Below are 22,794 nucleotides of genomic sequence, written 5' to 3' on the forward strand. Positions count from 1 at the left end.
ATCTTTTGCATACGCACAAACCTTAACTCTGAATAGTAAGCCAATATGAAAAATCATATTTGTAAACGACTAAATTTTCTTTATAAGTTGCAATGAAATGGATAAGTGATATTATTCTGTCATTTTAAATTTCAGTCAATGGGATGTCGACATATGAATCAACATTTATTTCCAAAATAAAATCTATAATATCATCTACATTAGTTTTAGGACAACGTTTCATTTCGTCCCAAAGAGGTTGTTTTGGATAAAATGAAAGTTCACATTCGTAATTCTTTTTAAATATAATTACAAAATTATAATCAACAAATGATGAATTGACAGTTACCTGAGAAATATCACATCTAATCCTGAATGTGTCAATAGAAGTATTATTCACTACACTAAAAGTTATACATTTAAACTTTATATTACTTATTGCCAGTTTAAACAAAAAGTAATGATATATTTCATATCTGCTATCAGATAAAATCTTAGAAAGATATTTTATATAATTTACTGCAGTCGCAGTATCTCCAAAAGACTTGTAAGAGTTTATTTTGTTAAGATATTTTAGATTTCCTATATTACTAGAACTATCACCATCATAAAAAACATTGATCTTATTTCTTTTTCCTTGAATAGTTATATTTTTATAGGTGAAAATTAAATCGTCATCTGACTGTTTATAATTAAGATATAAATCCCAATCACCAATATTAAAAAGTGCATACTTTAAATCTTCTATCATAATTTTGTTTTATCAATATATAGTTTTCCTGACCTATAAATTCTAAATCCTCCATTCTTATCTATATCCGTCCAATTACCGTTACCATTTTGCTGAATTTGCATGGTACCCTTTTCAGTCATAGTAACATTATTTTTATCTCCTACAAGTTTTAATACAACATTATCTGTTCTCTTCTTATCTAAAACTTTGAATACACTTTCCAAATGATTTAATGTATCGGACTGAGATTTAAGTTGACTTGTTTTAATTTTTTTCGTATAATCATAAAACAAATTTAATCTGTCCTTCCAGCAATTATTATGAACTAAAATTCGTTTACTTGAAATATAATAATTATGATTGTCTTCAACTTCAAAATTATAAACTTTTTCATATTTGACTTTCCTAGAAATAGTAGAAATAGTAAATTCCGTCTGATCAAATAAAAATACTTTATCACCAATCTTTAAATTTTGTGCCTCGATCCATTTTCCGTCAATAAAAAACGGATGTTCTTTTGTACACTCAATTTCATCTTTACCAATACTAATTTTTATTATCTCAGTAGATACGCTGGTTGAAAGTTTTACAACGCTTTTCAATTCATTTTGATGAGTATCGTCATTAAATGACCAAACCTTATCTCCAACATTAATTTCTTCAATCTTTTTCAGTCCGCCTTCAGTAGATACTAAAGTTCCTGAAACAAAACATTGTTTAAAGGTTTCATTTAAATCGTTAGGCAAAGGCCTGCTTTTTAAACCCGGAAGTTTTCCTTCCATCAACTCTCCAACAATCACAAAACCTCTTAGAGGCGTAGCGGATAAAATAGCTTTATCTGTTTCATCATCCATGTGTCGCTGTTCCCACCGATATACTTTTCTACCAACCTTTGTTTCATGTATCCAATTCTCTAAATCGTTGATTAAAGATGGTAAAGTTTGTTTTCCATTAGGATCAATATATTTAACGGGGTTTTGGTAACAATAGATATATGGATTGAGATTTCCTAAATAATACACACCGCCATTATGTTGTCCATCTCCATAAAACTCCGTTTCCATCACAGGATTGTAAACTGCCAGCGGATCCACGCCATACCATATGCTTAATCGTGGGTTATAATATCTTGCTCCGTAATAATACAAACCAGTATCATCATCCAATTCCTTCGCATTAAACTTAAACGGATTATCATAAGATCCATCCATTTGCTCCATCATCGTTTCTCCAAAAGGTAAATTAAGGAAAAACTGCGTTGCCTGCGACTGTGAATTTGTAACAAATGTTGCCGTTCCCAGATGATCTCCATGCAGGTAATATAAATCGGGGCTTTGATATACTTCTCTCAGCTCAACAGATACATTCTGCCCAAGATCCGTTTTTTCGAGATACTTTTTAAAGTCAGAGCCTGCATCTGCCGGCTTCGCTGAAGGCTTTTCATCTTCTGATCTATTGATGTACAATACTGAAGGATCTTCATATCTTACCGCACCATTCATCAGTCTGCTGGCAAATCTTTTTGAACCATCAAAATAATGTTTTGTATACTGCCCTGTAGAACTCACCGTAAGATAAGGATTAGGATAGATTTTAAACTCAAATAGTTTTAAGTCATTAATTTCAACAGGAACCCCGTTTTGATAAAGCTGAGTACCAAAATCTAACCCGTATTTCACTACTCTTTCTCCTTTATCATCATAAGTATAGTATTGATACGTCCCGGTGTTGTCATTATAAAATGCTTTCAGACGTTCCTGCTCGTCCCAGTACAATTTCTTAGTTCCATTACTGTCATTATGATTAATAACATTACCGTTAAAATCATATTCGAATGTTTCTGAATTTCCTGTGTTATTATCATACACCTTTTCCAACTTATGGCTATTCTGCACATACTCATACTTATTTTCATATGTATTTTCGTGAACAATATTTTGATCTCTTTCATGATGCTGTATTTTTTGTACAATTCCACCTGAATCATTGTATCTCATTTCTAATTGGTAAGTTGTTGGAGCAATAAAGGTATTTTGAATGGGCTGTTGTTCGCCATCTAGAATAATCTTTTCTGAACCGGTACCGGTGAGTCTGTTCAAAGTATCATATCCAAAATATGATTGAAACGCTCCTCCCATACCGTTTCCGAGTGGATATGCTTCATTTTTAATTCTGGTGATATTCGAAAATTCATCAAACAGATATGAGTTATTTAACATCAAGTTATTGTACGAGTCATATAAATCAGTTCTTTCTAATCGCTGATTTTGCGAGTTGTAATAGTAATTTTGAGATGTTCCATTACCATATAATGTACCAGTACGACGCTCATAGTGGTCGTAATATATGTTCTGAATATAAGTCTCACCATTATTGTTATCTACGGATTTAAGATTTCCTCCCAAATCATAATGATAGGAAACAAGCTCATTGTCCGGATATTTGATCTTTGTGATCCGGTTCCAGCTGTCATAATTGAAATAGGTTTTGAAGTACATTTCAGGTATATGATGCCCTCGTATGATTCTCAACTCTGAAATCACCTCTCCCATTCTTCCATATTTGTACACAGTATCTCCAGTACCATCCACTTTAGCCACAAGCTTTCCTGCATTATTTCCTGCTGTATACTGGCCATATTGGTACATTACATTGTTAGGATTAGGGCCGCCGGAAGGAAGATCCGGAAGCTTTATTTCTGAAAGCCTGTTATAATCATATTTATATTTTATAAAATGGGTATTGATGCTGGAATCGTTTAGTAAGTTATCAGTCGTCAGTTTGACAAGATTACCTGCCGGATCATATTCATAACTCGTAATTCCCTTGTCAGGATGCCGTTGCTCTGTGCGTTTTCCGGCAAGGTTATATGAATATCTTATAGTCAACCCTTCCGGATCCTGTACCTCCATTAGTTCACCAATAGTGCTATAGTTAAAAACAGTAGAAAGCGGCTGTAAATCAAGATAATCGTTTTTCAAAACCACTTTTCCTTCTGCATTTGAATAGGACTCCGATTTTTGGTTGAGAAAGTTTTCTGTAACCTTCAAAAGATTATTTTCTATACTGTATAATCTATATTTTGTATTTCCCTGCTCATCTGTAGCAGAAATAATACGGTCTTTACTATCGTAAGATGATGATGTAGCAGCAGAACCTCCGCCAGGATTTAGATTTTGAATTCCTACTGCTTCAAATGATGGGTGTGACTGAAGGATTGTTCTACCTAAATCATCATATACTGATCTTCCAGACACTGATCTTGCTTCACCGTTGACTGTCTGAATATCTTTCTTCACCTGTATAACCCTACCTATAAAGTCGGCATATGTATCGGTCATGATGGTGTTATTGGCACCTGCATGTTCAGGATCGTAATTTGAGGTAGATGCTCTGTATATTTTAACCGTCGCATCGTTATTAGGAATTCCTGCATGATCGGTCCAGTAATTATATTTTACAGTTGGAACTGTGGAATTGGCTGCTATCTCATTGGGCCCTGTAATTGTTCTCGTCCTTCCGAAACCATCATAGTAAAATACCATTGCATTACCTCCGGTATCAACTTTTCTTATTACTACATCAAAAAGAGGGTTATACGTCGCTTTTGACTCTATATCGAAAATATCCTTCACTTTCGTAACATATTTTCCTGTCTCTAAATCGTCATAAGTATATTCTATCACATATCTCTGGCTGTTATTATTGTTCGGTGGATATGTTACTTTCCTGACATTTCCTACCGCATTGTATTCCACATCAGTCACAATATCCTGAGTTCCGTCAAAAGTTACATAACTGCCCACATCTCCTGTATAGTAGTTTATATTTTCGGCACGTCGCTGTCTTAATAATGTTGATTGAGTATTTCCCTCGTAAACTTCTATTTGAATCGGAATACCAGTGATGTTATTACCATAAGACTGATACGTAATATTAGAATTGTAACTTATTGAAGGACTTGTATACTGATATCGTCCCATCAAACCTAATGTTGTGTACTCGAATTGTTCAGTCGTTGTCAAATCTCCTCCCGATTCAAAAATTTTATTTTGTTTTTGGACCAACATTGCAGACGCCATCTTTCTTCCCTCACGGCCACCAATGTCATAATCAGTTCCTAGGTCTGAATTGATATCAATCTGGGTAGTATTAGTAACAAATTTGCGAAGCTTATATTCATAATTTACTTCTGACATGAAACTGCCACTTCCATTCTGAACGGTGCTTCTCTTTATAGTTCCGTTCATTAGATAGGTATTGTTATAGTAATAATCGGTAGATGTTCTCTCCACGTTATTACCGTTCATTTCCTGCTTGATCACTGTATCAAAACCAAAATCATCCCTTTCTCTTCTGTCATATTTCCGATTGAGGAATTTGTAATTTGTTACCATTTTACTTCCCTGTTCAGTGGTATAGCTCTGCGAAAAAACATCTGGGTTAAGCACACTGATATTATTAACTACTAATTTAGCGTTTGAACTGTTATAGTTTGCTCTTGCAAATTCATAATCCAGCAAGTATTTCCCTTTTGAAATTGTATTCGTGATGGATTTAAGTTTATTAGTCCTTCCTACTTGGGAATAGTTGACAATAAATCCGCTATTTGTATCCTGTACAAGATCGGTGAATCCGTCACCGTTCATATCTTTAAATGCCTTTCTTGTCTCAGATACATTCAATCCCAGGTTTACATTGGCTCCGGCTCCCGCTTTAACCCATAAAATCAGCACAACAACTGGGGGGATTAGCGTAATTGGTCCAAAATTAAACATGAAATTCCCTCCAAAAGTAAATGAACCGTTGAATGATCTCGTCTCATCAGCAAAATTGATATTTCCACTACTTTTCACTAAAGGAACAGCAGTATTAAACTTACTTCCGAGATTATATCGAACTTGAGTGGAGCCATTAGAACCAACTTCAAGAATGTCAATAAGACCATCACTATTAACGTCTTCATATACTACTTCTGCACTTCCAATGGAAGTTGAGGCACTTACACCGGCACTGATACCAAACCCAAAGCTGCTTAAAGCCCCAAGGTTAGCTGAAGATCCGAGACTTGTACCCAACGAAATACTAGGGCCACCTTTAGGATATGAGCTGTAGGTTATTAAGTTTTGAACAGGTGCACTGCTTTCAAGGTTTTTTCCTAAATTGATGGAACAGTTGATATATTGTGAACCTCCTCGATTTATTCTATCTGGTAGCCCATCGCCATTTATATCCATCCAAAACCCTTCGCCTCGATCGTATGAATTATAATATTGATTTAAGCTTGCTCCAACAGACGCGCCCCCTGACCAAGGCAAACCATTACTCGCCTGCGTAGTTGTTCCATTTCCTCCATGTGCACCGATTCGTCCTCCAACAGAGAATGCATTGTATGAAAATCCTGCAGAATTATTTTTTTGGTAACTCAATGAATTTGTAGGATAAAATCCGTAATTAACAAGTTGAACATCTTCTAAACTTCCTGTAGAATTAGTAAACTGAATAGATTGAGGATATACTAAATCAGGATAACCATCTCCATTCATGTCAGAAAAGGTCTGCGTTTCTATACTTCCAACCCCGGTCAGAACCGTTTCAGAATTTCCACCACTGACTGACCCAACACTTAATCCTTCAGTTGTATTTCTGGAACTACTTTTATGATCTCTGCTGATGGCTTTCATAGAAGTATCTACAGAAAGCTGTCCTGCAATATATGTTGTAGGCGTAACAACTGGTACATTTGTAACCGGATCAGTAAAATAATTTACATATTCATCAGTATTAAAACCTCCTGCTGCTGAAAACTGCAATGGTCCGGCGCCTATCCATTTACTTACATAGGTTTTTTTAAGTTGTCCCCTAATAATGTTTACCTTCATTGGCGCAACACGATCCGGAGCCAGACCTGCAGAAGGAATTGGCGCCATATTGAGAATACAGTCTGCTAATGCTGTTGGATCATTTTGATAGACCAAACATGGCTGATAGGTATTTTGCGGTGCAGGAGGAGTCAAAAAATCTAATGCACCGATTGGGAATCCATACTTATAATTTATAAGTTCACCCGGTTTGTAGAGAAATTGCCCCCAGTTATTATACAAAGTTGATCTTGAATTATACATGGCAGTATTTACTGCAGTTGCAGATGTTTCTCCGTAGATGTTAAAGTTATCATAGTATATTGTGAACGGATTCCCTGAAAAATATTCAGAATATCTATTAAATAAATTATAATCTCCTGAGGTTTTACAATAAACTTCGACAGTAACTAAATGGTTATTATTTGTACTTAAAAAATTTGCATAACCTGTATAAAAGTCAACTGGTACTACTCCATTAATAGGTTGAGTAGAAATCATATCTTCTTCTATTAGGTTTAGTGTATTATTTGCATCGGAAAAAACAACCCTTCTCTTGCCAAGGATCTGATTTCCTCTCTTTATAATGTAATAGAACGATCCAGTTCCTAAATTGTTATTATTAGTAATATTTTTATTAATCTGTATGCCAAAATTGTGAGATCCTGAAAGTAGACTGCCACTTAATATATTATTGATATCAAGTTTTTGCTGTAGTTGAGTAACTGCATAAGAAGGATATTCAGGAACTGCCAAAAATTCGGTAGTTAAATTTGGGCTATAATTTGTAGAAGCATTATAAACAACCCAGATCTTAGTGTTCCAATTTGCTGCTAAAAAATTAGTTTGAGAGTCTGATTCAACGATAAAACGCAAATAGACTGGGTCCGCTGCGCTTACAGGGAGGCTTATATTATGGGCTTGGGTTATCAAGTTTGTTGGGCCGTAAACTTCTGCAGGAATTAAAGGTGTAATAACACCAGTATTCACATTTTCTGTTACAATTCTAAAAGTTATATTATCTGTTAAAGAAGGAAAAGTTATACTTGGTACACCTATAGTCGCAATTCCCTGAGCATCAAGATAAATCGGTGCTGCTACATTATTAAGGAAAAAATTATCACTGTAATTACCATTGTTTAGTTGAAACTGATCCTGTGAAAGCTCGTAGGTGTTCGGAAGATCATTTCCTGTATTCTGATTAACATAAGTAATCATTGGATTGGAATCTATAGAAAAATCTTTTGTTGTATTTTTGTGTAATCTTACATAAATTTTATCTCCACTTTTTACAAACAGTCTGTTTGGACTATTGACGCCATTTGGAATACCATAATTAGGATCAAGAGGCAGCCCTTGCATTTGATAATAATAATCATTGTAATGATTGATTTCTATATTTTGAACAGGATCCGTACCAATAATCTCTTTTAAATATATTCTGGTATTAGAATAAACATTTGTAGTTCCACTATTTGGGTTGGGGCTTTGCATTTCTACAGAGTAGTACATCTTTTTTTCTGCTGGAGGATAAGGATCATACAAAATACCTGGTTGTGTAAAATATACATTATCAGTAAATCTTACATACCCATCTTTGGGAGCGATCCATACTTTTACAACATCAGTGATAGGTTGTGGAGTAAGTTCTTCCAATTCTTCCGGGCAGGGTTCAGTCATATCACTCCCAATGTCACCACACCATTTTACTGGAGCCTGTACCGCTTTAGCTTTGACCACCATGTTCTCTGTATATTCAGAATGTCTTGTCATTTCAGAAGTAGTGCCATTAAATTTATTAAACCATACTTCTCCGTTATGAACAATATCCATTAGTCCATCTGAATTGGCATCAGTCAAGTAAGTTTTGGTAGTTCCATTCGAAGTTGAACTTATTTGAGAACGACTGAAAACAATCGCACCCATATCCCATCCGCGACTATTGGTCGTTGTTTCTGTAAAGGAAAAATCGCCACCTATATAATTTTCAATTGGCTGGGATCCTGAAAAGCTTAAATTTCCCTGACTATCTAGTATCCCCTTATTTAAAAATAATCCTGCATCTGGTACTCTGGAAATCATATCCTGAATACCGTCTCCATTGAAATCAACGAGTTGCTGAGCATTCCTTGCTTTAGCTTTCGAAGTACCGAAAGGAAAACCAAACATTAAATGTCCGTACGGATCACTTGAAGGTGTGTAGAAATTCAATCCAACCGCTGGTCTAACATTTAAACCGGTTTCAGAACTTACATTCCCATTAATTTTTGAAGGTTTAAGTGTTAAAGCAGAAACAAGTCCAGAGTATGCTTCTTTATCATTTTGAAAATTAATGGTAGTATCAGGACCAAAGATCTTAACATTTCCCTGGCTATCTTTTACATCATTATAATAATCAAAAGTATAACTGTCTGTAATCTCATTACACGTAGGGAGAATACCACCACTTGGGCCGCCACCGCCGCCGCTTCCATCATCAATATCACGTATTTCTGATTTACTTGCGAGCGTTGTTGAACAAGGATTGTGTGGTACAATATAAATACGTTTTAATAGCGTCTTAAAAAATTCACCATCAATGTAATCCATCTTATATGTTCTGACAAGCTCAGTTTTATACTTAACCTGAATTTCTTTCAGCAGGTAAGGCTCTACCCTTTTAAACCCTTGCTTAGCATTACTGATAATATCTTTTCTCGTGATACCTGTTTCTTTGATAAAATTGACAGTGTAGTCTTTATTTTTACCATAAGCAATTTTCTTAATCTGATAAAACTGACCACCGCCACCTCCTTCATTAAAGTAAGTAAATTCCATGGTATTGCCATGTACGTCTTCAATCATTCTAAGACCCCAGTGGGAAATTCCTCCCGAACCGGACAGCATTGAATCGGGTGAACCACCGTAATAACTTTTTGTTCCGTCGGTAGAGGTAACCTTCCATGTGTAGTTACCCGGCGAATTACCTATTCTCTCAATGAGGGAAAAATCATGATTTTTTCTCAGATAAAATTTCTTTGCTTGACTGTTGCTCGGGTCAGTATATGCACTTCTCAACTGTTTTGCAGTGGTAATTGCTGTGTTATTCTCGCTGACATCATTATGTCTGTGTGGTAAATATTGATTAGGATAAACCAACATTTCTCCGTCTAAAGAGTAAAGTTCTGTTTCGCCGGTTCCGTCAAATGTAGGAACTCCCCATCTTGTATCTACGGTTATTGAAGACAAACCATTAATATTCCATCCATCTCCCATCCATCCGTTTCCACCACCACTGCTGTATCCTATAGATAGCGAAGGTTGAAGTCCACCGAGACCGCTTGGAACACGAATCGGATAATTTGCATTGGCATCCCCTTTCTGATTCGCTGATGGAACCTCCATGAGCTGTAATCCCGCAGTTGGATCAGCTGCTTTTAATCCGCTGATGCTCGTTGGTGCAAATGATTCCAGTTGTGAAGATTCGGGAACAGAAATTACTCCATTGATATAGTCTGTATCTCCTTTTGCCTCTATAGTAACCACTTTCTTTTCTGCGTCAACCTTACTTGAAGTATCAACTTTCCATTTTTTTGATGTGTAGTCGAAATAGAAAGCTTTGACCTCTTTCGATGATCTGGCCCCCAGTTTTTTATCATCATAAGGAATAGAAAGTTTAATATTTTTTGTTAGCTGACCCGCTCTAATACTTAGACGATAGGCTGAAGAGTTTGCCGTCATATTTTTGATTTCTCTGGAAATAGCAGGGAAATCCTTTTTTCTCAGTTTTAAAATCTGTACCTGAGCTGATGTTTCTACAGAATTTTTCTCTATACTTACTGTGGCATTTTCATACGTTTCGTTGTATTCAATATCTTTTGAAATATCAATGGTCAGCGGAGTATAATTTGTTTCATTCAATATTTTAAATGAAGATTTGCTTTCAGGGATTTTATATTCTTTTACACCACTGGTGGTCTTAATCGTAACACTACCTTTAGCTTTATTTTCTTCGGTTAATTCTAAAAAACTTTCGTATTCTCCGTTGCTTACTACTACAGATTTATTATCAATTATTAATGGATTTATAACCAATTCATTTTGAATACCTTTAATATATAGCTGATTACCAGAACGTAATGATGAAATATTTTTGGTAGAATGTAGACCTTTTTCTAAAATAATTTTTACATTCCTAACTTTATATTTTATTCCATTGATAGATGATGTAAAAAGAATGCTGTTTTTACCCTTCCTAAGCGAATTGAGACTAATTTCTTCTTTCTGCAAATTCCAGCTGCTGCTTGGTAATATGATATTTCCACCAAACGCTATGTTTTTATTAATCGATCTGGAAACGGAATGATAGGATCCTAATCCGAATAGATCATACACTAAAAATGCTTTAACATTTTGGCCTCTTATTTCGGGAATATTGATCGTGAAAAAATTATCAGAAGGATTATCAGATTCGTCATCGGAAAACTCTCCAATCATCCCTTGTTTTTCTTCAGAATCAAAAACCTGATCAATGATGCTGTTATCCTTAAATGGTTTCTGGGCAATGGTGGTGAAATTTTCAGTATTACCTATATTTTTATCATACGAAGAAACTGAATCAGAAACAGGATTTGATTTATCTTTTTTTAAAGATATCCCGGCAATATGATCTTCAATGGCCGGATGATTAATATATTTATCCATCATCTTCAATTTGAAGACTCTGACTTTATACCGGTCTTCTTTCGTAAAGCTTGCGAAGACAAACATCGTTGCAAAAAAGCATACCAGCAGAGCTGACTTCTTTTTAAAAGGAAGTTTAAGAGATTTTATTTTCATGATCTGGTTTTTAGTCAACAATTAATTTGAAGGTCTTGATTACTTTTCCGTTCTGCGTTAAAGTAATCAGATATGAACTTTGGATGTTTAGCGAGCTGCTGTATGATCTGGAACGATGGTCTATTTTCTCTAATCTAACCAATCTTCCTCCACCGTCATAAATGGAAATTGATAAGTTTTCCATTTCGAGAAATTTCACTGTAAAGTTTTGTCCCTTCTTAACAGGATTAGGATACAAAACAATTTGATTTAAATCTAAAGAAAGTTGATTTTCGTTAATTGACGATGTGTCAGAATTACTTTGATTAATGTCTTTTACATCACGTAAAGGACTAATGGCAAATGTGAAATGTTGAAAAAGTTCATTTTCTCTGTCTTTGTAAAAACTCACCTTACTGAAGTCAACATAATTTTCGTTTTCAATTCCCTGAACTTTGGTAACTTCGCCTGCTGAATTTTTTAAAAACATCCAATAAACAATCGGTAGCGAATCTGGATTTATCGTCTTTTTATCTATTCGTACCTTATAATTTGATTTTGGAATCGTAGAGCCTATAAAATTAATTTCCCAGCTTCTTTCGAGAACTTTAAAGTTTCCATCTGCTTTCGTCTCCATTGATTTATTATCATCAGACCAGATGACAAAATTATTATGATCAAAAATACTCGTATTTTCTGCATTCATTTTATTAATATCAGTTTTACCAATCGTCAAAAACTGATCTTCGACATTGCAGGACTGTTTTTGATACAATTCGTTACCATCATCTCTCCCTAATCCTGTTGGTCTGTGCTTGAAATCCTTATGCTTTTCAGGATCCCAGATTACTTTTTCATCACTACCATAATATTTTCCTTTCTCAAGAGAAATTCCGTACTTGATCGACAGATAAGAATGGATTTTATTAAGATCCATTTTCTTTGCTTTTCTGGGGATAAAAATCATTTCATAAAGATTGCGATCCTCGAATTTGATTTTGATACTGTCAGATTTACTGTCTGGTTTCTCGGCATTTCCGATAAAAGTAAAAAGGCTGGGCCTTTTTCGAATTTTCACACTCTTATCCGAATCTTTTTTTTCATAAAGATTATTGCTCAATGAAATCTTTTTATCCTCGTTCTCCCAGATCTTTTCGTCGTCTTTGAAAGTATGTACTATACTCAAAGTATGGCTCTTATTTTTACTGTGCTTAATGTATTTTTTAACCAGCCGATTTTTAATCCCAGGATGAAAATTGAGCAAATTCTCATCTTTGGCATTGGCTATATCACGAGGCGTTGGTGTTGATTTTTCCCAGATCTGGACATCAGATCCAATCAGTTGAGAGTACATGCTGGCTGAATATAAGAATACCAGTAGTGCTGCCGTCTTAAGGCATAGATATTTTGACATAATGAATTAAATTATGTGAGAAGATTGATAAAAATTTTGAAAATGCAATTCTCGAGTGTATGAAAAGTGCTGAGTAAATAAATATTAAGTTGGGAAGGACATATGTGTTTTCATATTAAGGTTTTTAGTTTTGTTTTTATTGGTTTATCAAAAATATAAAAAAAAACAACATATCCTAATAAAAACTTAAAAAAACAAAAAAAATGTTAAATGTTTTTATTTTTAATCTATTATATCTACATCTAACACTAAAATTTAGAAATAATAATGCTACTTCAATAGTGATATACTAGAAATCTTCATTTTTTTAATGGATAGAGAGACAGTGATACAAAAAAAGAGAAACCTTTAAAAGTTTCTCTTTTACTATTTAGTTATTGAGTAATAATTTATTTAAATGAGTTCACTTATATTACAATATTTGCTACTCTTGCATTCTTGCAATCACATCAATCCCACCCTTTGTTTTATCGCCAATTTTGCAGATAATCTCTGTGTCTAACGGTAAGAAAATATCCATTCTAGAACCAAATTTGATGAAACCAAACTCATGACCTGCTTTTGCACTGTCACCTTCATTACAATAGAAAACGATTCTCCTTGCAACATATCCTGCAATCTGCCTGAAGACCACTTTATGATTGGTCAAACTTTCTATGGCAACAGTTGTCCTCTCATTTTCTGTAGACGATTTTTCATGCCACGCTACCAAATATTTCCCGGGATGGTATTTTTTATAAATAACATTTCCTGAAACCGGGTAACGACAAATATGCACATTCAAAGGAGACATAAAAATAGAAACCTGAATCGCTTTTTCCTTTAAAAATTCATTTTCTTCAACTTCTTTGATCATCACTACTTTGCCATCAACCGGTGCTATCACATTCTCTGTATGATCTAAAATATCACGATTCGGAACTCTGAAAAACCAAAATACCAAACTGTAAATGACCAGCAATGGAATAATGATTAAAAGTGACCACATTTCTAAGAAGTAGATGGATACCACTGCGATAATTGCAAACAACAGACTGGCAACTACAAGGGTGCCTTTCGATTCTTTATGTAATTTCATATAGGGATAGTTTTTATTTGCCTATGAATCGCATTAAGCACTCATTTTTGTGATGCAATTTTTGGCTTTTTAATAATTTAAATAAATTTTTCTAAAATAAAGTACAAATATACGACAGGAACGCAGATTAAAAAACTGTCAAGCCGGTCTAATACTCCGCCATGTCCGGGGATAATGTTTCCGCTGTCTTTTACTCCAAACGTTCTTTTTAACTGGCTTTCCACAAGATCTCCCAATGGCGCAAATGCTGCAATCAGAAACCCAACGATCATCCAGTTTCCACGAAGCTGGGGTTGGTATTGTTCAACAAAATATGAGAGAACCAAAGTAAGAATTACTCCGCCTGCATATCCTTCCCAGGTTTTTTTAGGTGAAATTTTAGGAGCCATCTTATGTTTTCCAAAAAACTTTCCGACCAAATAAGCAAACGTATCACTACTCCAGATCAGTATAAAAAGAAAAATTACTTCTAAAGAGAACGTATTTTCATGAGAAGAATATTTGGGCAATCCTAAAGCAAAACAGAATGGTAAAGCAACATAGATTACTGTGAAAATAAGCTTTCCGCTGTCTATATACAATTCCCTGGAAAATTTAAATAAAGTAACGACTGCAATGACCGTAAGCGAAATCGCTAAGATCTCTGAGAGCCTGAAATTGAAATAAAAATCATGATTGAAAAATCTTTTAGAAAACATGTAGTATATAAATAGTACAAGTGGTAAAACGATCCATTTTTCGTAACCGTCACCAAATTTCATAATTTTGATGCATTCCCAAGTTCCAACCAATAAAAGAAAAGTGATCAATCCGTAGTAAAGATATTGCTGCTTTACAAGGCCCGGTGAAATATGATCCAGAAGCTGGGCTCCGAGAGGTGTAGTACAGAGAATAATAACTGCAATGTAAACAATCCCCGAAATGGTTCTCTGAATAAGATTTTTGTCCAAAATTTAAAATTTAGAGTGCTTCTAATCTTCTAACAACAGTAGAAACAGCTTGGTATTATTATGTGTTGCAGTATCCAGTTTAGAATGGTTTCCGCTGATTGAAGTAAGATTTTTAATGTTTCCGCTGCGTTTTATTTTTCCCATTGCGTCATTCAGATTATTGACGATCTGAGAGACATTTGCCATCACTACAATTTTTGAAGGAAGTCTTGAAGAATGGTAATGCAAAATATTATTGTGCGAAAGCATAATTCTGCCATCGTAGGCAATAAGATATTCGCAAGTAATAAATGCAGCATCATTGATGACCTCAAGTTGTGGGGTGTGGGAAATTTTGACAACATTTAAGAAATTCTGTAAATCTTTATCACAACAAAACACAGAGCTTACACCCTCAATCTTTAAGATTTGGTTTAATGTCTGCAAAGCTTCCGCTTCATCAGCACAATAATTAAAAAAACCACCTGAATGGGTAAACAATTGGGCAAACTTATAATCAAGATCAGCGTTTTTCAGCGAATCTCCCAGCTTTTCCAGACTTTGTTTGTCATCGTCTTCAGGCTGATTGGTCAGTTTGCTTACAATTCTTTTAAATAAACTCAACTTAATGTTTTTTAGTCAACTTACTACAAAAATAGAAAATTTATTAGAATTGCTTCTAATAATATCGCTTTAAAATGAAAAAACCCGGCAATTTTACAATCACCGGGTTGTATTCAATTGAATATAAATATTTTAAAGCTGTGAAGGGCTGTCTGGTGCCTGAATCTCGCTTTCTTCTATTTTTTCCTGTAACGGAATGGTATTCGTCACCGGTCTCTCTGTCAATTCAGGATCCCAAGCTCTTTGTCCAAATATTTCCTCAAGATCTTCGCGGAAGATTACCTCTTTTTCTAATAGTTTCTTAGCCAAAGCATTCAGTTTATCTTTGTTTTCACTCAGAATTCTCACTGCTCTTTCATATTGGTTTTCGATAATTGATTTTATCTCGGCATCAATTTTAGAAGCTGTGGATTCAGAATAAGGTTTCCCAAAATTATATTCTGACTGACCTGAGCTGTCATAGTAAGAAATATTACCAATATTTGGGCTCAACCCGTAGATTGTGACCATTGCCTGAGCTCTTTTGGTAACGGTTTCCAAATCTGAAAGGGCACCTGTAGAAATATTATTGAAAATCACCTGCTCTGCTGCTCTACCTCCTAAAGTCGCACACATCTCATCCAACATCTGCTCAGTAGTGGTCAATTGTCTTTCTTCAGGAAGATACCAAGCTGCACCTAATGATCGTCCTCTAGGAACAATCGTCACCTTTAATAGTGGAGAAGCATGCTCTACCAACCAGCTAATCGTCGCGTGACCTGCTTCATGGAATGCAACTCTTTTTTTCTCAGACGGCTTAATCGCCATATTTTTCTTTTCAAGACCACCAATAATTCTGTCAACAGCATCTAAAAAATCCTGCTTGTTAACAGATTCGTGACTGTTTCTTGCTGCGATTAGCGCTGCTTCGTTACAAACATTTGCGATATCTGCTCCACTGAAACCAGGAGTTTGTTTAGCTAAGAAATCTCTATCAACGGTATCATCTAGTTTGATTTTCTGTAAATGAACATCAAAAATCTCTCTCCTCTCATGCAATTCCGGAAGGTCAACATAAACCGAACGGTCAAAACGGCCTGCTCTCATCAATGCTTTATCCAAAATATCTGCTCTGTTTGTTGCCGCCATTACGATTACATTCACATCGGTTCCAAAACCGTCCATTTCAGTAAGTAATTGGTTTAATGTATTTTCTCTTTCGTCGTTTCCGCCGGAAAAATTGTTTTTTCCTCTTGCACGACCGATGGCATCAATCTCATCAATAAAAATGATTGCGGGAGATTTTGCTTTTGCCTGAGCAAACAAATCTCTTACTCTTGATGCACCTACCCCAACAAACATTTCAACAAAATCTGAACCTGATAATGAGAAGAATGGAACTTTAGCTTCCCCCGCTACAGCTTTCGCCAATAAGGTTTTACCTGTTCCAGGAGGGCCAACCAAAAGTACTCCTTTAGGAATTTTACCTCCCAATTTCGTGTATTTTTCAGAGTTTTTCAAGAAATCTACCACTTCCTGTACTTCTTCTTTAGCTCCTTCTAATCCTGCAACATCTTTAAATGTCGTCTGAATTTTCTCTTTTTCGTCAAATAGCTTGGCCTTAGACTTCCCAATGGAGAATATCTGTCCGCCTGGACCTCCACCGCTTCCCATCTTTCTGAAAAGAATGAAGTAGAATAATCCTAAAATGGCGATCCAAATCAATGCGGAGAACAAGATTTCCGTGAACGGACTTTTTCCTTCTGCATAATCTTTAGACGTTTTTATTGCAGGATTGTCTTTTTTAATGGTTTCAAATTTTTCTAGAAAAAGCTGTAAATCACCATATTTCAGGCTATAATCAGCTTTTGAAGACATACCTAAACTTGAAAAAGGATTTGTTTTATCTTCTTTTTTTACGGTAGCTGTTTTGGCAGCCTGTGTTAAAAAAACTTCTGCGTTCTGCGCCTGTTTATCAATCAACACATTCTGAACTTTTCCCGCCTGCATTTCTCTAAAGAAAGCATCTTCGTCGATAGTCTTTGCATTATTGTCTCCCAAAAAATTTGAGCCAAAAAATAACAAAAGGGCTATTATTGCGATTGGAAAAAACCAGTTAAATCCTTTATTATTCATTTAATACTTTTAAAATTTATACTTCACTTTCAATTTTGGTAATTACTGCATCACCCCAAAGTTCTTCAATATCGTAATACTGACGGGTTTCTCTCTGGAAAATATGCACAACTACAGTTACATAATCTACCAACACCCACATTGAGTTTTCTGTACCTTCCACATGCCAAGGTCTGTCTTGAAGATCGTTTCTTACCTTTTTTTCTACACTTCCTGCTAATGCCGAAACCTGTGTATTTGAGTTTCCACTACATATGATGAATGTTTCTGCTACGGAGTTTTCAATTTTTGAAAGATCGAAAATCATAATGTCTTCTCCCTTTACATCCTGGATAGCTTCTACAATTTTATCTATTAGCGCTTGCTTTTCTACTGTTTTGTTCATTAAAATATACTATAATCTGCAAATTTATTGTTTTTCTTTTACTTTAACCTTACTTTTAGGGCTTTAATGTCTTAAAGTTTTCTTAAATGAGCCAACTGTTTTATCGCAAAGAGTGTTCTTCTACCAATGACGAAATATCTCAGGTTTTACTTTATCCATACTCAAATTTCGTTGGTCTCTACACTTTTAATCAGACCAAAGGAAAAGGACAATATGGAAATCGCTGGATCTCTCAACCAAAACAGAATCTTGCCTATACAATTGCCGTGAAAACCCAGGACATTAATGTCAGTGATTTTTTGTTCAATTACTATACCGCAACAGCAGTACGGGGATTTCTTGCCAAATTGACTGGAAAGACTGTAAAAATAAAGTGGCCGAATGACATCATTCTTGCCAACAAAAAAGTTGCAGGCATTTTGATAGAAAAGAAAAAAAACAATGGTGAAAACTATTTTATTATAGGCGCGGGGATCAATATTCTTCAGGAAAAATTTGATGAAATTTCTAATGCAGGCTCTATTTTCACACAGACCGGAAAAAAAATTGATTTAAAAAACTTCACTGAAAATCTGCATGAGTTTTTGTTTGAAAAATTTAAAAATTTACCTACTGAAATCGAAATTTTTGAAGATTTTAATCTAAATTTATTCAGAAAAGATGAAATTTCTGTTTTTGAAATTGACGGAACACGACAAAATGGCATTATCCGAAAAGCTGACGAAAAAGGTGAAATCTGGATTGAATTTGAAGATGGGTTACGATCTTTTTACCATAAAGAAATAAAACTTCTCTATTGATTGGCTCGCCTTATATATAAAATCAAAGTCAGCGGGAAAAAGATAATATTGGGCATCCACATTGCCAACGCGGGAGACATGCTTTTGTTTTCTGAGACTACTTTTAAGGCTTCAAAAGAGAATACAAAAACGAAAGCCAGGGAAATTCCTATTGCGAGGTTGATCCCTAAACCGCCTCTTTTCTTTTGGGAAGAAAGTGACAAGGCTAAGAACGTAAGCAATATGATCGAAACAGGCATTGAGGTTCTCTGGTGAAATTCATTTAAATGTGCATTCAGATTGCTGTTGCCTTTTTCTTTTTCTCTATCGATGAATTTGATAAGCTCCGGAGTGGTTTTATTCTGCCCCAGAAGTTCATTTGGAAAGAGCTCTTCAGGCGCCTGACCGTAGCTTTTCCTCAATTCAAAACCCTGGCTGAGCTTTTCTGAATCATCTTTATTAATCGTCTTTTCGAGAAAACTATTGAGTACAAACTGCTTTTTTCCAGGATCCCAGTAAGAATCATTTGCCTTCAGCTCATAAATCATTTTGCGGTTTTTGTCAAATTTCTGATAGACAAACCCATAACCACGGTATTCTTTTTTATTCCATGAATTGATAAAAATATATTCTGTTTTGCTTAATTGAGCCGAAACTGGGGCTGTCCCGAGAATTTTATCTTTATTCGTCTGATTATATGTGTAAGCCTCGAGTGCGTTCTTCTTAATATTTGCCCATGGTAGAACAAAATGATTGACCGTCAATGAGAGCAAAGCGATAAAAAGAGATGTCAACAAATAAGGTTTTGCAAACCTGTGAAAACTTGCCCCACTACTGATAATTGCTACAATCTCTGTGTTATTTGCCATTCTGGAAGTGAAATAAATCACAGAAATAAATACGAGAATCGCTAAAAAGGTGACCACAAGATTGATAATCCAGAACGGATAAAAATGGATCAAAAAGTAGGTTAAATTTAATTTGGGATCGAGAGCGGTTGCATTTTCAATTCTGGGAATTTTTTGCTGTACATCAATGACCAACACAACTGTAGACAACAATATCAGCATGAAACCAAAAGTTCCAAGGTATTTTTTTATGATATATCCGTCTACAATTTTAAACATCAGATTATTTTAAAGTCTCTGTCTTAAAATGGGAACTACAGAATTTTTCCATTCGTAAAAATCTCCTGCTACAATATGCTCTCTCGCCACTTTTACCAGATCTAAATAAAAAGCAAGATTATGAATAGAAGCAATTTGCTTTGCCAGATATTCTTTTGAAACAAATAAATGACGCACATACGCTTTAGAATATTCCTGATCAACAAAACTTGTCCCAAACTCATCCAAAGGCGAAAAATCTTTCTTCCATTTTTCATTTTTCAGATTCATCACACCCTGCCATGTGAAAAGCATTGCATTTCTGGCATTTCTCGTCGGCATCACACAATCCATCATGTCAATTCCTAACCCAATTGATTCTAGAATATTCCAAGGAGTTCCTACTCCCATGAGATATCTTGGCTTATCTTTAGGCAAAATATCGGTTACCTCATCGGTAATTCTGTATAATTCATCTTCCGGCTCGCCTACAGAAAGTCCTCCGATGGCGTTTCCTTCCGCTCCTGCTTCCGCAATCACTTCAGCCGAAATTTTTCTTAAATCCGAGTAAGTAGAACCCTGAACAATTGGGAAGAATCTTTGCTTGTAACCGTATAATTCAGGATTTTTTTCGTTCCAGTCGATGCATCTTTTTAGCCAGCGATGGGTCATTTCCATAGATTTTTTCACCTGATTGTATTCCGCAGGATAGGCAACGCATTCGTCAAATGCCATGAAAATGTCTGCTCCGATTTGTCTCTGGATTTCCATCGATTTTTCAGGAGTAAACAAATGAACGCTTCCGTCAATATGAGACTTGAATTTTACTCCTTCTTCAGACATTTTTCTGGTTCCTGAAAGTGAGAAAACCTGAAAACCACCTGAATCTGTAAGAATCGGCAGTTCCCAATTCATAAATTTATGCAAACCTCCTGCTTCCTGCATTACTTCCATACCCGGACGAAGATACAGATGATAGGTATTTCCTAAAATAATTTGAGCTTTAATGTCGTCTTTTAATTCTCTCTGGTGTACAGTTTTTACGCTTGCAACAGTTCCTACCGGCATAAAAATCGGGGTTTGCACTACTCCGTGGTCTGTTACCAATTCTCCCGCTCGTGCTTTCCCTTGTGAAGTTTTTTCTATCTTAAAAAATTGCTGCATATTTTATCTTACTAATTTCGGAAGATTTGTGTTGGGTTTAGATTTACTTTCCACAAAACCTTTTGCTTTAGGATCTTTTTCTAAAAGAATCTCCTGTGCATTTTCCACAATTTTATTCATTTTTCCTGTTGCTACATAATATTTATAGCTTTCTGTAAAATCTTGGGCTTTTACATTATGGGTTTTTAAAATATATCTTGTTCCGCTTTCTAAATTTTTCCCTTGATAGGTGTTTGTAATCTGGTCATTTATCGCCAAATCTGCCATAATCTCAGACATGGTAGTTTTATCTAAAAGATTTTTTGGCTTATCAACATATTCGTTGCAGGAAACCAAAAATAAAAACATAAAAAGGGTAATTAGCCTCTTCATAATTTATTGATTAAGGATTTCCATTTTAAATTTAAAACACCAAAAACGGCTTCATGAATGATGCCGCCATTCATTTTACTTTCGCCTAGTTCCCTGTTGGTGAAAATAATCGGGACTTCCACGATTTTAAAACCCTTCTTGAAAGTTCTGAATTTCATTTCAATCTGAAAACCATACCCTTTCAGTTTCACATTATCCAAACCTATTTCTTCTAAAACTTTCCTTGAAAAGCAAACAAAACCTGCAGTAGTATCGTGAATTGACAGTCCAAGAATAAATCTCACATATTTTGAAGCAAAATAAGAAAGTAAAACCCTACCCATTGGCCAATTAACTACGTTTACTCCTTTTGAATATCGCGAACCTACTGCCATATCGGCATTTTGGCAAGCTTCAAAAAGTTTAGGTAAATCATTCGGATTGTGAGAAAAATCGGCGTCCATTTCAAAAATGTAGTCGTAATTGTTTTGCAATGCCCATTTAAAGCCATGAATGTAGGCTTTTCCTAATCCGTCTTTAACGTGTCTTATTGATAAATGAAGCGTGTGAGGATATTTTTTCTGTAATTCTTTGACGATATCTGCCGTTTTATCCGGCGAAGAATCGTCGACCACTAAAACATGAAACTCTTGATCCAATGCAAAAACAGCAGAAATTATCCTTTCGATATTCTCTTTTTCGTTATATGTTGGAATGATGACGAGTTTTTTCATTTCAATTGGCAAAGATAAGTTATTTAAGCTTTTTATTTTATACAAAATAATCTATAATTTTGCAAAAAATTATCCGTTGCCATTATCACAAGCTTTTACTAACCAGATAAGAATACCCGAAAATAATGATTGGGTAGTTTTTATATTGATAGGATGTCTGTTCCTTTATATCTTCATGATGAATGTTATAGAGCGGGAAGCCAACCTCAAAGATTTTCTTTTGCAGAAATATTTTGATTCCAGCAATAATTTACCCAGCTGGATCATTACTTCCTGTGTAATCACTTTAAGTTTAGCAGTTTTAATCTCGCAATATATTCCTGTAGTTCCGGAATATGCGGCAAATCTGAGAATTTTTGGGTATCAGTTGAATAAATTCGGGTACTGTCTTACAGCGATTTCACTATTTTATTTTCTGCGAACAGCAGTTGGATTCTTATTTTACCAAAGCATAGGTGATGGAAAAAAATGGACAATATTTTATTTTACCTCTACCAAATTTCAATTTGTTTTATCAATTTTAGTGGTTATTCTATGTGTAGCCCACTATTATTTCCCGATAGACAAAAGCAAAGCGTTTTTATACTACTTCTGGTTTTTTACGTTTGTATTTATATTTAAGATTTTTTTCTATTTATTTCACAGGAACAATATATTACCTCAAAAATGGTATTATAAATTTTTGTATATTTGCACGCTTCAAATAGCACCTTTATTGTTGCTATGGAAATTATTATTTATTTAA

General features: G+C 35.0%; 14 protein-coding genes. 2 read left to right on the forward strand and 12 right to left on the reverse strand.

Translation table 11 applies throughout. The features are described from left to right. Positions 1 to 124 precede the first annotated feature (124 nt). The 8 genes from K0U91_RS05355 to rsfS form a co-directional block, all read right to left on the reverse strand. Positions 125 to 730: a hypothetical protein gene (locus K0U91_RS05355; protein ID WP_220178677.1), complete on the reverse strand. Its 606-nt coding sequence runs from the start codon at positions 728 to 730 to the stop codon at positions 125 to 127. After that, positions 727 to 11,391, reverse strand: coding sequence for a polymorphic toxin-type HINT domain-containing protein (locus tag K0U91_RS05360; RefSeq protein WP_220178678.1), 10,665 nt, complete (start codon positions 11,389 to 11,391; stop codon positions 727 to 729). The genes K0U91_RS05355 and K0U91_RS05360 overlap by 4 nt, the downstream gene beginning before the upstream one ends. A gap of 10 nt (positions 11,392 to 11,401) precedes the next feature. Further along, positions 11,402 to 12,784, reverse strand: coding sequence for a T9SS type A sorting domain-containing protein (locus tag K0U91_RS05365; protein ID WP_220178679.1), 1,383 nt, complete (start codon positions 12,782 to 12,784; stop codon positions 11,402 to 11,404). 424 nt (positions 12,785 to 13,208) lie between these two features. Beyond that, positions 13,209 to 13,862, reverse strand: coding sequence for a phosphatidylserine decarboxylase family protein (locus K0U91_RS05370; RefSeq protein ID WP_220178680.1), 654 nt, complete (start codon positions 13,860 to 13,862; stop codon positions 13,209 to 13,211). A 77-nt stretch (positions 13,863 to 13,939) separates the two neighbouring features. Continuing rightward, the gene (locus tag K0U91_RS05375) at positions 13,940 to 14,812 is read right to left on the reverse strand and encodes a phosphatidate cytidylyltransferase (RefSeq protein ID WP_220178681.1); all 873 of its coding nucleotides are present in this window, start codon (positions 14,810 to 14,812) and stop codon (positions 13,940 to 13,942) included. 21 nt (positions 14,813 to 14,833) lie between these two features. After that, complete coding sequence (locus K0U91_RS05380; protein ID WP_219970072.1) at positions 14,834 to 15,415, reverse strand: LUD domain-containing protein; 582 nt, start codon at positions 15,413 to 15,415, stop codon at positions 14,834 to 14,836. A gap of 132 nt (positions 15,416 to 15,547) precedes the next feature. Next, the gene (gene ftsH / locus K0U91_RS05385; protein ID WP_220178682.1) at positions 15,548 to 17,530 is read right to left on the reverse strand and encodes an ATP-dependent zinc metalloprotease FtsH; all 1,983 of its coding nucleotides are present in this window, start codon (positions 17,528 to 17,530) and stop codon (positions 15,548 to 15,550) included. Between the two features lie 16 nt (positions 17,531 to 17,546). Continuing rightward, entirely contained in the window at positions 17,547 to 17,915 is a 369-nt protein-coding gene (gene rsfS, locus K0U91_RS05390) for a ribosome silencing factor (RefSeq protein ID WP_219970070.1), read from the reverse strand. Positions 17,916 to 18,001: 86 nt separating this feature from the next. Here rsfS and K0U91_RS05395 point away from each other — a divergent pair, with 86 nt between their 5' ends. Continuing rightward, positions 18,002 to 18,715: a biotin--[acetyl-CoA-carboxylase] ligase gene (locus tag K0U91_RS05395; RefSeq protein ID WP_220178683.1), complete on the forward strand. Its 714-nt coding sequence runs from the start codon at positions 18,002 to 18,004 to the stop codon at positions 18,713 to 18,715. Here K0U91_RS05395 and K0U91_RS05400 read toward each other — a convergent pair. The 4 genes from K0U91_RS05400 to K0U91_RS05415 are packed head-to-tail and all read right to left on the reverse strand — an operon-like array spanning position 18,709 to position 22,049. Then, on the reverse strand, positions 18,709 to 19,821 hold the full coding sequence (locus K0U91_RS05400; RefSeq protein ID WP_219970068.1) for an LptF/LptG family permease: 1,113 nt from the start codon (positions 19,819 to 19,821) through the stop codon (positions 18,709 to 18,711). The genes K0U91_RS05395 and K0U91_RS05400 overlap by 7 nt on opposite strands. 9 nt (positions 19,822 to 19,830) lie before the next feature. Then, positions 19,831 to 20,964: a tRNA guanosine(34) transglycosylase Tgt gene (gene tgt / locus K0U91_RS05405; protein ID WP_219970067.1), complete on the reverse strand. Its 1,134-nt coding sequence runs from the start codon at positions 20,962 to 20,964 to the stop codon at positions 19,831 to 19,833. A gap of 3 nt (positions 20,965 to 20,967) precedes the next feature. After that, complete coding sequence (locus K0U91_RS05410) at positions 20,968 to 21,312, reverse strand: DUF4296 domain-containing protein (RefSeq protein ID WP_259429450.1); 345 nt, start codon at positions 21,310 to 21,312, stop codon at positions 20,968 to 20,970. Positions 21,313 to 21,332: 20 nt separating this feature from the next. Further along, complete coding sequence (locus tag K0U91_RS05415) at positions 21,333 to 22,049, reverse strand: polyprenol monophosphomannose synthase (RefSeq protein WP_220178684.1); 717 nt, start codon at positions 22,047 to 22,049, stop codon at positions 21,333 to 21,335. Positions 22,050 to 22,227: 178 nt separating this feature from the next. On the opposite strand from K0U91_RS05415, the gene K0U91_RS05420 reads away from it, so the two are divergent. Continuing rightward, positions 22,228 to 22,794 (forward strand): DUF4271 domain-containing protein, encoded by a 567-nt coding sequence (locus K0U91_RS05420; protein ID WP_258319608.1) that lies wholly within the window; start codon positions 22,228 to 22,230, stop codon positions 22,792 to 22,794.

Source organism: Chryseobacterium sp. LJ668, assembly GCF_019613955.1.
In the GTDB taxonomy this organism is placed as follows: domain Bacteria; phylum Bacteroidota; class Bacteroidia; order Flavobacteriales; family Weeksellaceae; genus Chryseobacterium.

What these genes read in the sequence shown, in the direction of transcription:
- K0U91_RS05415 (WP_220178684.1), bottom strand. Translation starts at nt 22,049, where the DNA reads ATGAAAAAACTCGTCATCATTCCAACATATAACGAAAAAGAGAATATC.
- K0U91_RS05420 (WP_258319608.1), top strand. Translation starts at nt 22,228, where the DNA reads ATGAATGTTATAGAGCGGGAAGCCAACCTCAAAGATTTTCTTTTGCAG.
- ftsH (WP_220178682.1), bottom strand. Translation starts at nt 17,530, where the DNA reads ATGAATAATAAAGGATTTAACTGGTTTTTTCCAATCGCAATAATAGCC.
- K0U91_RS05400 (WP_219970068.1), bottom strand. Translation starts at nt 19,821, where the DNA reads ATGTTTAAAATTGTAGACGGATATATCATAAAAAAATACCTTGGAACT.
- rsfS (WP_219970070.1), bottom strand. Translation starts at nt 17,915, where the DNA reads ATGAACAAAACAGTAGAAAAGCAAGCGCTAATAGATAAAATTGTAGAA.
- K0U91_RS05370 (WP_220178680.1), bottom strand. Translation starts at nt 13,862, where the DNA reads ATGAAATTACATAAAGAATCGAAAGGCACCCTTGTAGTTGCCAGTCTG.
- tgt (WP_219970067.1), bottom strand. Translation starts at nt 20,964, where the DNA reads ATGCAGCAATTTTTTAAGATAGAAAAAACTTCACAAGGGAAAGCACGA.
- K0U91_RS05365 (WP_220178679.1), bottom strand. Translation starts at nt 12,784, where the DNA reads ATGTCAAAATATCTATGCCTTAAGACGGCAGCACTACTGGTATTCTTA.
- K0U91_RS05395 (WP_220178683.1), top strand. Translation starts at nt 18,002, where the DNA reads ATGAGCCAACTGTTTTATCGCAAAGAGTGTTCTTCTACCAATGACGAA.
- K0U91_RS05355 (WP_220178677.1), bottom strand. Translation starts at nt 730, where the DNA reads ATGATAGAAGATTTAAAGTATGCACTTTTTAATATTGGTGATTGGGAT.
- K0U91_RS05360 (WP_220178678.1), bottom strand. Translation starts at nt 11,391, where the DNA reads ATGAAAATAAAATCTCTTAAACTTCCTTTTAAAAAGAAGTCAGCTCTG.
- K0U91_RS05410 (WP_259429450.1), bottom strand. Translation starts at nt 21,312, where the DNA reads ATGTTTTTATTTTTGGTTTCCTGCAACGAATATGTTGATAAGCCAAAA.